The organism is Legionella resiliens (assembly GCF_021344005.1).
Lineage (GTDB): Bacteria > Pseudomonadota > Gammaproteobacteria > Legionellales > Legionellaceae > Legionella > Legionella resiliens.
The window spans coordinates 343,391-359,624 of record NZ_JAJTND010000004.1; the positions used below are offsets into that span (position 1 = coordinate 343,391).

Consider the following 16,234-nt stretch of genomic DNA (forward strand, 5'->3'; position numbering starts at 1 on the left):
GGAAAAATTAAATTTCAGCTAAATTTCCTTTAGACTCCAACCAGACTTTTCTGTCGCTTGCTCTTTTTTTATTTAACATCATATCCATAATTGCTTCAGCTCCTTCTTCATCATCCATGGTTAATTGAATCAAGCGTCTGGTGTTGGGATCCATGGTTGTTTCACGTAATTGGATAGGATTCATTTCACCCAAGCCTTTGAAGCGTTGAACATTTGCTTTAGCTCGGGTTGTTTGTGCCAAGTGGTTGAGGATGCGATTTTTCTCTTCATCATCCAGAGCATAATAAACGTCTTTGCCTGCATCAATTCGATAAAGTGGGGGCATGGCAACAAATACATGTCCTGATAGAACCAGGGGTTTAAAATGGCGTAAAAATAAGGCACAAATCAATGTTGCAATGTGTGCTCCATCGGAGTCTGCATCCGCGAGAATGCATATCTTACCGTAACGAAGCCCACTTAGATCAGAAGAACCAGGATCTACCCCAATGGCTACGGAAATATCATGAATTTCCTGGGATGCCAAGACTTGTGATGAATCCACTTCCCAGGAATTAAGAATTTTTCCGCGCAAGGGCAAAATTGCTTGAAAGTCTTTATTACGTGCTTGTTTTGCTGAGCCGCCTGCCGAATCGCCTTCTACTAAAAATAATTCAGCTTGGCTTAAGTCAGTAAGTAAGCAGTCAGCCAATTTACCTGGGAGAGCGGGTCCTTGACTTACCCGCTTGCGTGCTACTTGTTTTGCTTGTCTTAAACGTTTTTGTGCACGGTCAATTGCCAAAGAAGCAATCGCTTCACCTTGGTTGCGGTGTTGATTGAGCCACAATGCAAAAGCATCTTTAACCACATTACTGACAAAGGCTGAAATTTGACGGGAACTTAAGCGTTCTTTAGTTTGGCCTGCGAATTGAGGTTCTTTCATTTTAACTGATAATACATACTGGCAGGGCTCCCACAGATCATCTGCGGTAAGTTTTACTCCTCGGGGCAGTAGATTTCTTAGTTCACAAAATTCCGCCATGGCATCAAATAAACCGGATCGTAAACCATTGACGTGAGTACCCCCCTGAACAGTTGGAATTAAATTCACATAACTTTCATTAAAACTGCTGTTTGCACCATTAGACCAAACCAAAGCCCAGTCAACAGTTGCTTCATCGCTTTTGAATTCGCCTGTAAAGGGTTCTTCAGGCAAGTACTCTCCATCGGGTAATGATTGATTTAAATAATCAATAAGTCCTTGCTCATAACACCAATGCATTTCTTCATTACTTGTCTTATTGACAAAAGTCATGGCCAAACCAGTGCAAAGCACGGCTTTTGCTCTAAGCACATGAGTAAGATGTTTTACTGAAATACGGGTGGTATCAAAATACTTGGCATTGGGCCAAAAGCGGATAATTGTACCTGTATCCCTTTTTTTAGTAAGGCCGGCTTCATTTAATTCGCACAATTTATCGCCATTGGCGAAAGACATTTGATAAATAATTCCATTGCGTTTAATTGTGACATCAAGACGCTCAGAAAGGGCATTTACTACAGAAACACCGACTCCATGTAATCCACCAGAAAAGCTGTAATTTTTATCAGAAAATTTACCTCCAGCATGTAAGCGAGTCATAATGACTTCAACACCACTTAAGCCTAATTGTGGATGTAAATCGACTGGCATACCGCGACCATCATCTTCTACTTCAATAGAACCATCCTCATGAAGTGTGACACGTATATTGCTTGCAAAGCCTGCCAATACTTCATCCACGCTGTTATCAACCACCTCTTGTGCCAGATGGTTAGGGCGCGTCGTATCGGTATACATGCCGGGGCGCCGCTGAACAGGTTCCAGTCCACTTAAGACTTCAATTGCTTGGGCAGTATAGTTTTCTGACATGGGTATTTCTCAAATAAAAGTTAGCTTTATTTTACCATATATTATGATACAGTAGACCAAAGACGAATATTCCTTTTGTAAATCTATTATAAAGATCCCCTGCTCTGCAAGCGGAAGAAGATCGGAACGTCGTAACTGAACCCTGGATTTGGGCCGTCTAGGTCCTGTTTCCATTTCGCTAGCTTGAGTAAAAATGGTCTGATTTTTGAGTACCGAAGCGCAGCATACATGGAGTATGTGAGCATCGGAACGCAGAAAATCAGGGTAGTTTGGCCAAGATAGTAGTAAAGGGAACAGAACCTAATCTGGGAAATGAATAAAGCCGCTTTCCTGGATTATGTGGTGCTTCATCAAGCGAAACAGAAACATATGCAAAAAAATAGTGTTGAAATTCATCAATTATCCGTAGCTTTTCAAAATCACCAAAAAACGGTATCTGCTTTGGATGAGGTCAGTTTTAATTTACATCCTGGTGAAACATTGGTTTTATTGGGGGAGTCAGGCTGTGGTAAATCCTTAACTTCTTTGGCGTTAATGCGTTTATTACCCAGGTCCGGTGTTTATGGAATTGATAGTGTCATTCATATGGATGGACAAGACATTCTGGATTTACCGGAACAGATGATGCGGCAATTGAGAGGCCGCAAAATTGCAATGATTTTTCAAGAGCCAATGACGGCACTCAATCCGGTGATGACTATAGGAGAACAGTTAACAGAAGCTTTGGTAAAATGTAACGCCTCCTTTACTAAGAAGGAATTGCACGAGGCATTATTATCTTTACTGCTTGAAGTAGAAATGCCTCAGCCAGAAGTTAAAATCCATCAATACCCCCATCAATTGTCCGGCGGACAGAAACAACGCGTCGTCATTGCTATGGCTTTGGCTTGTAAACCTGATGTTTTAGTTGCTGATGAACCCACCACAGCTTTGGATGTTACAATCCAGGCTCAAATCCTTGCACTACTCAAAAAAGTACAAAAAAACCATCAAATGAGTTTACTGCTCATTACGCATGATCTAGGAGTGCTTAGGGCTATGGCATCCCGAGTGTGTGTGATGTATGCAGGGCAAGTAGTGGCGCAATCTTCTGTAGATGATTTTTTTTCACGAGTAAAGCAACATCCCTACGTACAGCAGTTGTTGGCTTCTGTGCCTTCTTTCGCAAAACGTGAAGAACGGTTGTCCGTAATTCGTGGATTTGTACCCTCTTTGGAAGAAATGCCTTCGGGATGTCGTTTTCACCCACGGTGTATGTATGCATTTGAGCGTTGTCCCATAGAGGAGCCGCAATTACAAGAACAAAATAGTCAACTGGTCCGATGTCATTTATATCCTGATTTAGATGAACTACCTCCTTTACAAAAAAATAAAATAGCCTGGAATATTGCATCTTCTGAAACAAAAACAATACTCACAGTGAATAATTTATCTGTTGGGTTTATCCAGAAAAAAGGAATATTCAGTCGTAATAAAGTTATTTTTAAAGCAGTTGATGGCCTTTCCTTTCGTTTGCAGCAAGGAAAAACCTTAGCTTTAGTAGGCGAGTCAGGATGCGGAAAAACTACGGCCAGTCGTGCTCTGTTGCGTTTATTGCCTATTTCTGGTGGCGAAATCCATTATAAAGAAAACGATGTGCTGGCATTAAAAGGACGTTCATTAAGGGAATACAGAAAAAAAGTTCAAATTATTTTCCAAGATCCTTTTTCATCTATGAATCCACGAATGACAGTAGGAGAAATAATAGCCGAGGGCATGCATGCCCAAGGAATGAAACGTTCCATAATTAACATAAGGCAAAAGGAGTTGTTAAATCAGGTTAACTTACCTGGTAATAGTTTGCAGCGTTATCCGCATCAATTTTCCGGTGGCCAAAGACAACGAATTTGCATTGCGCGCGCTTTGGCCACAGATCCGGATGTTTTGATTTGTGATGAACCAACCAGTGCGTTAGATGTTTCTGTGCAGGCACAAATCCTCAATTTATTAAAGGAATTACAGCAGGAAACAGGTATTTCTTATTTATTTATTACTCATAATATGGGAGTAGTCTCCTATATTGCTGATGAAGTGCTCGTCATGAAGAATGGGGTAGGTGTTGAATTTGGAAGTTGTGAATCCCTTTTTAAAAATCCTAAAGAAGCATATACCCAGCAGCTTTTAAATGCCGTTTTAGAGGTTTTTTAATCAAATTTTCAAGTCACTATGAGCTATCTTTCATATTTTATTCATTAAAAATGTGATATATTTGCGCACTATTTGGATAATAAAGTCTTAGTATTATTATCCTAGAAAAAAGCAGTTGAAGCCTACTGCGCAAGCTAAAGGTACCGAATCTGCCGGATTTTTTTGAATTTTTTCACTCACCGTAGTATTGCTATTGCTTTCGCGAAAAAATTCAAAAAAATCCAACATCTTCAGCACCTTTGGTTTGCTCGCTGCGGCCCCAATTCCTTTTTCTAGGATTTATTTGGGGGACATGGTTGTATGAGAATCGCTGTGGGCAAAGATAATTTTAATAATATCAAGGATTTTCTCACCTATTTGGAAACCACCTTCGAGCAAGATAAGTTGGTTTCTGAAGAAGTTACTCTGTCTTTGGGGTGTGATGGATTACTCCAGGAAGAATTCAATGAATTGACTGAATTTCTTTTAAAACCAGAGCGTCCCAGACTTTATAAATTCAAATTTTCTCCCCAGCAGGGGCAATATCAATTGCCTTTCGATAATGTCTATCTAATGGCTAAACGACAAAAATTTTCTCTTGCATTCCAACATCAGGTGGAGTTGCCTGGATTACCCATTTCTTTTCAACCCCCCGCCAATACAATACGCAAAACAAAAAAGAATTGGATGGAGGGGACAAAAGGCCCTAGCATTAGTCTACAATTGCAATATCAGATTCAATCCCAACAGGAACACCCTCAACCGCGATTCCAAAAGGCAACTCTGAGAAAACGAAAAGAGGAACCTGTTGTCGGTGCTGTTGTTGAAGCAGAAAAAATACGCTCGGAAGACTTGGGCGAATTAGTTGATCGTGCCAGTTTAGATAGTAAGAGGTGGCTGAGTTTTCTAAAAAAACAATTGAATCCAGGCAGCCAACTGGCCATATCAGATAAACTGCTACTTTCCATCTGGGATAGGCTGGTAGGTAAGGGGGCCAATCAAGTTAAAGCACTGGATAGGAAAATTACCCATGTGCAGGTGGCTGCCATGGAGAAAATTATCCGAAATTTTCCTGAGTTTTCTTACGGCGTGCTTTTTGAAAATTTACCTGCAGGATTTTATTTACAACAAACTCTGGATGGCAAAAACGTATTGTGCTTTAGTGAAGCGCCAGAACATCAACATCCCGAACAAATAACCCCTCTTACGCTCGTCCCTGAACTTTCTCCAGCGAATGGCCGCAATATTGTTGGCTCGTACCGCCAATTCTTGAAAAGAAATTCTGAAAATGTGGAACGTTATAAAGCTGAGTTTAGTGATCTATTGAGTAGAAAGTGCACGCCGGAACGTCGTCAAGAAGCTGTTGTTTTTTTCCTGTCAGAGTTGACAGAAAATGATGCGCTAAAATTGAAGCGGATAAAAAGATTATTACAGACTTTACCCTTATCTGATCTCAACTATCGTGGTCTGGCTCAAGTGCTAATTCATACTGGAGCCGATGGTGTTTTACTTTTGTTACAACAACTTAAGACCTTCCATGAAAAGAATCTTTTTAAAGATTTTAATGAAATGTTTCTGGATAAACCGGAAAATTATCTCGCGCTCATGTCAACTCAAGGTTTTGCAAACCTTAAAAAGTTGAGTGAATTAAATAGTGAACAGAGAGCCTGGTGGAATTCTTTAGTGGCGCAACATAAAGCAGCAGGTGCCCGTACCGAGTTTAATGAGTTATTTGCTGCTTATGATTATTTTCTGAGACAGCTGGAAAACAAGAAACTGAAATTACCTTTATCCTGTGCTTTAAAAAATATTAGACATATGAAGCCCGCATTAGATCGCTTACTGTTTATCATAAACAACAGCAGTGATCCAGAAGAACAACTTACGTGTCTCGATGGATTGGATTTTGATGTTTATGGCGCTTACTATGCCAGTCGGTATAACAGGTATAAGTTATTATCAAGGCACATGAATTTAAAGCCCAACGTCCATGAAGAGGCCCTTGATTATGCGGCCCCTGCGATGCCGAATGAAATGCGTGCTTGGTTAACGCGTTTGGATGATTCATATGGGGAGGTTATATCCCGGTTTTATCGTTTTATCGGAGAGCAGGAATGGGCATTTACACTGGATGTATATCAAAAAATCGAACATGAAATTAGTAACAATCAAAAGCTGAATAAGCAGAATAAAATATTATTACTCAGTATTGTTGCTTTGATAGCTACAGGACAACAGGCTTGCTCTAAAACCGAAGATCCCTATGCCCAGGTTAAGAATTTGCTGAATCAATTCATTACAATAACCGAGGACTTTGATGAACACTTAAACAGTCAGTTGTCGACAGTACTTCTTGCTTTTTTGGGATCCCTGGAGCAATGTCGTTGGGAATCAATGCCCACTGCAGATGAGTTGCATCAGCTTATTGATATCTTATTGCCCATGCAAAAAGCAAAAGTCCCAGATGTAGCACGTCAAGACTTCCTGGAGATGAGTTCGCTTGCTTTGAAATTCATGGGAGAGTACAACAATGCTGCATCAATAATTATTGATAATTATCAAAGACGCTTTGCGATAGAGCAGACAAAAACGGTTCCTATTCAGAAGTTTTCTTTTCCAACTTTGTTAAACCATTTGGTTACTCCTTCTAAACTGAATCAATTTCTGCCTGCTCTTTTTCACGATCAACCCGAGTCACTTTCTCAGTTCATGGTACTCTTTTCATTATTTGACGATGAAATACCAGAAGGTACCGGAAATGAGCAAGAAGATAGTGAATTTGAGACAAAAATAAAAAATCTGGCACAAGCTGTATATCACATGCTGCCCGAACGTAGGGGACAGTTATTATCCATTCTCGCTGAGATTAATATAGAAGCTTCCTATCGACTGCCTTCGCTGGAACAACTGATAAAAACGGTTGATTCGGTGGCAAAGGCAGAAGAGAAATTAGGTGCACTGCCAATTGTTGAAAATCAAAAAGCAGGTATTCTTGAAATTGTTCGTGCTGAATTACCGAATCTAAAAGTAGGGAAAGAGGCAGTTAACGAAACAGAGATTACTCTTTTTAGTGTGCTGAGACAAAGTTATGAGGAATGGCAACTCGAAAGTAAGCTTGCGAATTTACCAGAAAAACTAAAAGGATATTTGCAACCCTGGATGGATGCTCATCAAGTGGTACTGTATTATTTGAAAAAGCAACCAATCAACCCCAGAATAGTCTTTGAGTTCTTGGCTGAAGAAGAACAGGAAGTTAAAAATTTATTGGGTAGTAGATGGTTTGCTTGGACTTTATCCGGATTTCCTCAAGAAAAAATACAAATGACTCAAGCATTGGGGGCTGAATTTTTTACAAAGAAATCCTACTTGGCGGTGTTGAAATCTAAAATCAAGGCGAATGCTCAATCCAGCTTAATTGCCGCTTTAAAGCCATTACAAACAAATCAGGATTTTGATAATTTTCTATTGAAGCAAATTAAAGGATTAAATACGGATCAACCCATAGATGAATCACTCCAGGCATATGGGCTGCAATTGGATGTAGTAAATGGCTTAATTAATTCCTTAACGCGCATTAAAAACCAAAACAACATTGAGTTTCACCGTTGTATTTCATTATTAACTGATGGAATTAAGTCCATAGCACCTGAAAAGTCTTTTTTAACTGCAGTGCAAATGACGAATTTGCTGGATGCTTTGAGCCAAGGAAAAACATGTTTAGTCGCCTCTCCCTTAGCTATTTTATGCAAAATATTAAACGAAACGCCACAATATACAGCGCAGCAGTTACGTGATGCTTTGAGCGAGGTTACTTATCTAACAAAATACCGGGAAGATCTTGGACAAGAGGTGTATGAAAACTTATTACGTTATTCATTCACTCAGAATTTAACCCAGAAATCCTTATTTCCATTAAAAGGAATGATGGGATTGAAGCCCCTAACGGATGCAGACGCAAAACATTCCGAAACTTTATTCAATGCGCTAATTCATGTTATAAAAAAAGCAGATCCAGATGTTGATGCGGAAATACTCCAAAAAGTGATTGATAAAATCACCTCTATTACCCGGACCAAAACCTCAGTACAGTCATTGGTCCCATTACTCACTTTATTAATAAAAACATGTACCAAAGGCAGCAAGGCTGAGTTGACTCGCTTTTACAACACAGTCGATAAATTGGAAGCCACAGAAGATTCAGACTTAAATAATTGGGCAAAAATATTGCTTATATTGGGTGAGCGTGCAACTGAGGAAAATATTCATCAACTCTTGGATGTACTGGCAGGGCTTGAATTAAATCAACAATATCTACAGGAAATTACAACATTATTTGATTATCCGCCTTACCCCGAGATAGAGCCATTTATCAAAATATTAAATGGGTACGTTCAGGATCTTAGGGCTTATGTTGATGCATTTGATAAAGATCCAAAATCTGGGCGTTCCTCGCAAAAAAATGCATTTGATATCGTTCTAAAAGACTCTGAACAAGTTCTTGATGAGCAATTTGAGAGCTCACAAGTGAAACAAGTCATTACCAACATTAAAGATATTTTTGCAGGAATTTCTTTAAGTAGCCAGGAACAATATGATTTAGCCCAACAAGTTACCTACATCAATGCGATAGGAAGAGATAAACCTCTAACTCTAGTTGTGGGCGATGATCCAACGACGAAACAAATTAAAGTCTATAAAAATTTAACTAAAGTCAGCCGCGTTGAGTTGCGTGAATTATCAGATACATTGATTGCTGCACTTAGAAAACCGGATCTTGAGGCTCATGAGAAGCTAAAAGCCCAATTAAGATTGCTTGCTGTGTTGCGGGAGCAATATTCCCGGGCTACAGGAAAGTTTGTTGACGCCACACAGCTTATTGCCATTTTAATGTCATTAAAAAATCAGCAAAGCAATATGTTGTTGGAAATTGATAATGAGGAAAAGAACAGTATTGCAGCTGCATTATTTGCAGTAATGCAATGGGTTGATGCTGATGGCGGGACCATTGATGTGTGTGCTCCCAGCCGTGATTTGATGGCTCAAAGTTATAAAGATCATGCCAAAGATTTTTTTACCTCTCTGGGTATTGCTTCAAGTAGTATTGAGATAGGGGCTCCCAAAGGAACCTATAAAGTGGGCGGGATAAACTATTCCACTATAGGTGACTTGGCATTATATCGTTCTCGGGCCAAAGCTGAGAATGAAAACTTAACCGCTTACAAGGCTGGTCATCGTGTATCAAGTAATTTAATTCTTTATGGATCTGATTTTTCAGAATTAGATGAAAGGATTTTATTTAATCTTGCTATTAGAGCCGAGGGTAATGAGGGTAGCGACAATAATCCTTATGCATGGATTTATTTCTTAGTGAATGAATTTATTAATCAGCAACAATTTAAAATTCTTCATTTGACTAACGGTTGGAGCGTGGATCAGGATATAGACCAATTAAAAGAATTTTTATATGAGTATGCGCCAACAGGTTTGCATAAGGCACAGTTAAACGCCTTATCAAAGGATAAGTTTAGTTTATGGATTAATTCAGCTATAGCTGCTCAACGTTTCGTTGAAGGCGAAGATTTTGTTATTCCGCCTTCTGATACAGCACAGCATTTTGCTATTCCCATAAATCAAAAAACGCACCAAAGCGGTTTAACCTTTATGGAGCATCAATTTTTGCATGCTCGGTTACAAAAAGCATACCCCGATTGGGAATTCGCTATTGCTCCAGAGATGCGTTTTGTTGATTCTGTTTCAACTAAAGAGCTCATTGATGACTATAAAAAGCAAGGACGTATTGTTAGTATTTCTAGAGCTTTAGAAAGACAAGATGGTTTAGTTGAACAATGCAGCAAGTTTGATATGAATGTTGCGTGTCAAATACCACTTCATCAAAAAAATAAACGTAAAGAAGCAGCTGCAAAAGAAACTGCAAATAAAGAAGTTCATTTGCACGCGCTTAATGAAGCTATCAAGCAAGCAAGAAATGGACAGCCTATTGTCATTCTTGCTCGAGACGCCCATGAAGTAGAATTCCTTGAAGGGAAACTAAAAACACAGTTTACTGAAAAAAATATTGCCGCATTTAAAGATGCCGGCCAGTTACATGAAAACTGGGTAAAGAATCAGTCTGGTAAGGACAATACGATAACTATTGTTACCTCAACACTCGGACGAAAATCCTCTTTTGATACAAAGCATTCTAGAGGGCTTTTGACGATTCAGACTGAAATGGATACTCCTCAAGACACACTGCAAATCATGAATCATATTGCAGGAGAGGATAAGCCAGGCAGGCACATTGTAATTTATGAAGAGTATGGAGCATTTTTGTCGCAATCTTGTTTTTATCAGTCCGAGGAAGGCCGGGAGAACATGCTTGCTAAATTAGCAAAGCTAAAAAGACAACGAAATGAGGACATTGCAGTTGAGCGTTATTACATTCAAACGATTTCTAGTGTACAACAAGTTGTTCTACAGCAATTCCAGGAATGGAAAGAATTTTTGCATCTTGTTTATCCAAAATCTGAATGGAGAACATTGGATGCCGAGTTATTGGCCCAAAGAGATGATTTAACTCTTGCTTTGAGCGAACAATGGACTGAATGTCTTGAACATTCTGATCCCCAAAAAAAATATCCCAATCCTTATGTGCGTCGTAATCGTAATGCAAATAAAGAATTACAAACTGGAGCACTGGATGAAGCTGTAGCTGCGTATGAAATTGCTGTAAATATGATTTGGGATCAGCAACGTGTGTTTCTTAAAGAAAAGGTTATGCCTTTCATTGCAGAAGACTCAGTCAATGCGTTGCGTTGCCATTACCTGGAAGGAGTGTCATTGAGTGAGCAATTGCAGCTTCATCGATTGGCAGAACATGAAAGCAAAAAAGAGATGTTTGCTCAGAAGAAAAAGACGCGTCGTTATGTTGAATCTGGATTGGAAGTAAACGGAGCGATGCTGCGGTTTGCTGATGGTAATGTAGAAGCCTATCGCAATGCTTTTGTTAAAAGTCAAGTAAAATTATTTGCTGCAGACATTAGTCGTATTATAAAAAATAATTCTTATTTAAATAAAACCACACGATCATTATTGGTTAAGCAAATTGAGCGTGCAACGAATTTAGATATTCTTGTTGATCTTTTAGTTGATTATACGAATTATCTGCCTGAAGATCGATTTGCTGAAAAATACGCCCTGCAACCAATAATTCAAGAACTGTTAAGGGTGTATCAACAAGCCGGTCTTGAAGAAACAAGCGAGTTGCTGGATTTAAAAACAATCTATTTGGATCAAGTGGCAGTAGAAATTGTTGACGATTTGGAAAGTACTCTATCTTGGGCAATGAAAGAACATCGCGGCTTGGGATATTTCCTTGAGCGTTCCGCTGTTACTGTTGCTGCGGATGCCATATTGAATGCCACTCACATTTTAAAAGGTGCTAAAACACTTCCTGATAGGCAAATTGCAATTAAGAATTTGTATAAAGTATTGACAAAACATGAAGCGCAGCTGGAGGGTTTATGGATATTCTCTTTTGGCCTCCATAAGAACACACATACATTAATAAAAGAAACTTTGGCTACTCTGGATGGATTAGTGGCGATGAGTTCAAATGAAAATGAACTGGATGCTGATTTCATACATGATTGTAAAGAAGAGTCTCTGTATGAAGTGATGAAAGGAAAATTGGATTGTTCAATTCAAAATGTTGAGAAGGAAGAGCCTCGTTTACAAAAAAATAAGGAATGGAATGCGATTAAAAACGCATTAAGTGTCATGCAAGCTGAAAACAACACGATTTATGGTTTTTATGAAATGCATTACTTTCTCGCGAATAAAGTAGAAGAGTTGGCGAGAAAAGGTTCTAAGTTGCAAGAGTTTGTCATTCGTCTGCGAGGAGAGGTTCGCAATCTTTGTGGACGGTTTAGCGAGGACCATAAAGAATTACTTAATACAAGCAAGTTTTTAACACGCAAAGCGGATCATCTTAAAGAAAAACTTAATGGGTTAAATGGATTTGATGTCAAAGAGGTCAAGCTCAAAGAAGGGCATAATGGCTTTAGTGATTATTTTGATTTGGTAATCGAAGGTGCTGGTTCACATCCTTTATTCCATAATTTTACACAATATAATTCACGCGCTCACGTGCTAATCGAAGAACGAAAAGCTTTGGAATTAAGACTAGTCCAAGCTAATGAGCAACTATTAACGTGGGACCGATTGATAAAAGAGCAATTACCTCTGCTTAAGTTTGGAGCGAAAATTAAACCGGATGCGGAGCAGTTTCCTAAGCAATTTCAGGTTCAGGTCAATGAAATTCTGGTTTTAAAAGAATGGGTCGCAGATCAAATGCCTAAAGATTTAAGCTCTTTTTCTGAAAAAGTCCGCAGTAGTTTTCTCGATAGAGAGTTAATCAAAACATTTAAGTTTCCTGATTTACAAGCAGAAGAAATCGATAAAATTCAGGATATCATGTTAAGAATTGGATTTAGGGATTTGCATGAGCGGATAGTTGAAGGAATGAAGCCAAAAACTACTTGGGGTAGTATTACTTCTTATGTAGCAAGCTATGTCTTTACTCCAGAAGATATGGAAGATTGGCGTTTGGATTTTAATGAATTGCTCAGAAGACCGGAACGAGATTTGAGCGATGCATTGGGGCTGGATATTAAAAATAAACAGAGTGTATTGGCTGCTCAGCTTGGTAAATTATATCAACAAACAGGAGACCAAGTAGAGTCGCTAAAACAACAAGTTGCATTTCTCAATGAGAAAATTGATGAGGAAGAGAAAAAAGGTGGAATGTATGTTATGCGGATTACTAACCCATCTGAGCTTTTGGAGTTTGAGAAGCAACTATCGACTATTCAAATGATGCAAAAAGCGAAACCTGTTCCCCAGCTGGAGCCGAAACCTAAGACATCGTTAGAAACGACACATCCACAAGTTGATTTCTCGGATCAGCTAAACAAAATAGTGGAATTGGTTATGTAACGAATCGTGTAGCGCTGAGTAAAAAGCGCTACTTAGGTTACAGGAACAATCTATTAGCCCCTGACTTCCCTTCCGCAATGAACCTGGTAAGCGGTCTATTGAGTATCGCTCCATTCAAAACGCAATCTCTTTTATGTTTAAATATTGAACTATAATCAGATCTAGGTGATATTGAAATTTGGAACTGCAATGTTATCTCCAGAGGTAGTAAAGGTTATTGATACTATTAGTGAAAAAATTGAAGCCAATAATTTTGAATCATTAACCTTCGAAGATATTAAAAATGCATGTTTTATGGTGATGGGACAGATAGAACATTTGAAAGCCAACAATCAATTCCCTACTGCAGATAATTCCAAAGAAAAAGAACTGATTGCATATAAACGTATCGTGATGCACTTAGTAGAATGGCAAGCACGATTCATAGAAATGAAGAAAAGCAACGTGTTGGGAAATTACATTGCGGATTTAAATTTTTTACGGGAAATGGTCCATTCAATACCTGATGTATTAGGTGCGGTTTATAAAGAAGAAAGGGAAAAAATTAACTTTTACATTTCCAATATACTCGGCAACATAGATAAGCTAAAAAATAAATTGCTTGAAGTAAATTGCTTTGATGTTGCGCTAACGGCACATACGCAATGTGCTTATGAAATTACGTGCTTATACTCTAAGCTTCTCGAAATACACTATACAGCAAAAATGCGTTATTCAGTGGTTATTAAAGGCTATTTTGAAGCAATTCAGGAAACTTTTGATTTTTATTTACAAGAAATAACCTATTTTCGTGATCTTGAAATTACCAATGCTAAATGTTTGAGCTACTGCGTGATGAATTATCTTCCCAAAAACGTACGGCACTGAACTGAACTAGACTTTTATCACACACCTTACTCCAGAGGATAGGGTTATCCGCTTTGGGTTTCTTTGTACTTCGTTTTCTGTACCAAGTTTCTGAAGAAATATACAGAGCCAATCACTCTTAAGTCTCATGCACTCATCCCCATGATTTTGTAGGCAAATAATTTACATATTAAACATAATAAATGCATTAGATATAAAAAATACTATACTTTGATAAAATATGATCATAAATCGGATAGTGAATGATGGGACTCCTTCATATATCACCAGATGAACATTTAAAACGCGTAATGGGTAATCCAAGTGATTTAATCTTAAAGCAACGCGAGTTATCGGAGGCAACTTATCCGCTTTTGGTTTCTTATTTAGAATGGCTCAGAAGACTTAATGCGATTCAAAATAAAAATGATGTAATTCGTCAAAATGAACAATTTTTTGATGAGTTCATCTACTTGTGCGAACATAATTTACTCTTTTTTCTAACTGTAAGTGGTCGTTTTGATATCATTCACGAGCTTTTCAAAGATAAGGATTTATTGGCAAAAGAAGTTGCATTGCTTGAAGAAATTGAAGAAGAACATGCTCTGACCGCAGCAGCAAATCTACAGAATTTTGTGTTTATCCCCAGAAAAAAAGAATCATCAATACTCGAATCCGAACCACCTAAACCATTACCTCTTCCAACATCTGAATGGGAAAAATCGCTTTATGGCATAACTAATATGAGTTTATATGAATATTATGAAGAGGAAATGAAACGAATTACTTATATCCATCATATAAAACAAATTAAACTCATAGATACATCTTATGAGGAACATATTGCCTTGATGCAAAAGGCAGTAAACTTAATTTCCCAAGATGAAAATATTGGTGAAGAAACAAAACAAAAAGCGATAACACTTTATAATAAATTAATTGCAATAAAAAATGAAATGGAAATGGAGTATCCTGAAGGGCCTCTAGTGGATGCAGGTTCATCAGAGATAGAGGTCATTGAGAAACAGTACCAAGTGAAACAAGAAAAACTTAAAGTTGCACAGGAGGTTCTTGAGTCTTTTTTTGAAGAGGCTCGTCACGAAGTGCCACAATTGCAAATGATTTATGAGGAACATCAAGAAATTGTCAGAAACTTTGAAAAAGAAAGCCAAGCAATTCAAACTGAGTGGAAGCAAGAGATGGAGACGCTATCTACTCATTATGAGAATGCACGTGTGCATGCTTTAGAAGATATAGACAGTAGTTTGAGTTTAATCATCGATGAATTAAAAAAGTGTCCTGTTGACGAATTAAATGAAGAACAAATCAACACATTGGATGCTACGTTGATTCAATTGCAAAAGTATAAAGAGAAACTAAAAACAGTTGAACATTATGAGTCTACCCAAATTTTATTAAGCGCATGCAATAAAGACTTAGATACAATAGCAAGTATCATTAAACCTGTACTATCAGAGGAAGCAAAAAAACGTTTTGACCTCAATATAACCTTAATGAAACACCTGTTTGTTGCACCACAAGATCGCACTGAGAACTGGATTCCTACCTCAGGTAATTCGTTACAAGAAACGATAGATACGGAGCCTGAGTTTTCTCCTAAACTTAACGCTACTACTCCTTTACCTGCAGAGCAAGGCAATGACGTAAAATCAAATACGCCTACTATTGAGATTGTGAAGATAGAACAACCTCAAGCAGAAATTTCTAAAGGTGAAAAACTTGAAACTGTTCATTTACCTGAAGAGCTAGGCATTGACGTAAAGTCAAGTACACCAGCTATTGAACTTGCGGCGATAGAGCCGCATCAACCAGAAGTATCGGAGGGTGGAAAAACTGATACGATTCAGTTACCTGAAGAGCGAAACCATGTAACGGATGCAAGTAAACCTGCTATTGAGTTTACCAGTACGGAACGGCATGAGTCTGAAGAGCCTAAAAAGTCAGAACCTATTGAACGATATCGATTTTTTATGAATTCGATAAGGGATGCTAGTGAACTTATTGAATTTGATCCGGAGAAACAGCGTAATTATGAATCTGCACTGAAAAAGCTATCCAGTGTTTTAAGCGACTTGCATGAAGAGGTCGAGCCAGAAATTTCAGAAAAAATAAAAAAAATCGAAATTCTTATTAACGATGCAAAATCAATGGGATTTGCTACAGTAAGCCCATCACATATTCAGAAGATTTGTGATGCGTGTGATTTAGGCATTGATTATGAACCCTTGAGTCATGTAAAGGATAATCTTGCCTCAATGTTTCATTTCAAAAATAGCCACCAAAACAGTGTGGGAATGTAGTACATTTTGCCCA

General features: G+C 38.2%; 5 protein-coding genes. 4 read left to right on the forward strand and 1 reads right to left on the reverse strand.

Annotated elements, in window-relative coordinates:
- Positions 1-7: 7 nt before the first annotated feature.
- Positions 8-1,891: a DNA topoisomerase IV subunit B gene (parE, locus tag LXO92_RS07020; protein WP_182351956.1), complete on the reverse strand. Its 1,884-nt coding sequence runs from the start codon at positions 1,889-1,891 to the stop codon at positions 8-10.
- A 369-nt stretch (positions 1,892-2,260) separates the two neighbouring features.
- Between parE and LXO92_RS07025 the strand changes: the two genes are divergently transcribed.
- The 4 genes from LXO92_RS07025 (at position 2,261) to LXO92_RS07040 (ending at position 16,221) form a co-directional block, all read left to right on the forward strand.
- Positions 2,261-4,078 carry an ABC transporter ATP-binding protein gene (locus LXO92_RS07025; protein WP_182352764.1) on the forward strand — a complete coding sequence of 606 codons (1,818 nt, stop codon included), beginning with the start codon at positions 2,261-2,263 and terminating at the stop codon, positions 4,076-4,078.
- Positions 4,079-4,378: 300 nt separating this feature from the next.
- Positions 4,379-13,054, forward strand: a complete 8,676-nt coding sequence (locus LXO92_RS07030) for a hypothetical protein (protein ID WP_232890681.1) — start codon at positions 4,379-4,381, stop codon at positions 13,052-13,054.
- A 189-nt stretch (positions 13,055-13,243) separates the two neighbouring features.
- Positions 13,244-13,921, forward strand: a complete 678-nt coding sequence (locus tag LXO92_RS07035) for a hypothetical protein (RefSeq protein WP_182351958.1) — start codon at positions 13,244-13,246, stop codon at positions 13,919-13,921.
- 242 nt (positions 13,922-14,163) lie between these two features.
- Positions 14,164-16,221 (forward strand): hypothetical protein, encoded by a 2,058-nt coding sequence (locus LXO92_RS07040; protein ID WP_232890682.1) that lies wholly within the window; start codon positions 14,164-14,166, stop codon positions 16,219-16,221.
- Positions 16,222-16,234: the final 13 nt, after the last annotated feature.

Excerpts from the sequence above, each read along its gene's own strand:
- parE (WP_182351956.1), bottom strand. The coding sequence starts at position 1,891 with ATGTCAGAAAACTATACTGCCCAAGCAATTGAAGTCTTAAGTGGACTG.
- LXO92_RS07025 (WP_182352764.1), top strand. The coding sequence starts at position 2,261 with ATGCAAAAAAATAGTGTTGAAATTCATCAATTATCCGTAGCTTTTCAA.
- LXO92_RS07030 (WP_232890681.1), top strand. The coding sequence starts at position 4,379 with ATGAGAATCGCTGTGGGCAAAGATAATTTTAATAATATCAAGGATTTT.
- LXO92_RS07035 (WP_182351958.1), top strand. The coding sequence starts at position 13,244 with ATGTTATCTCCAGAGGTAGTAAAGGTTATTGATACTATTAGTGAAAAA.
- LXO92_RS07040 (WP_232890682.1), top strand. The coding sequence starts at position 14,164 with ATGATGGGACTCCTTCATATATCACCAGATGAACATTTAAAACGCGTA.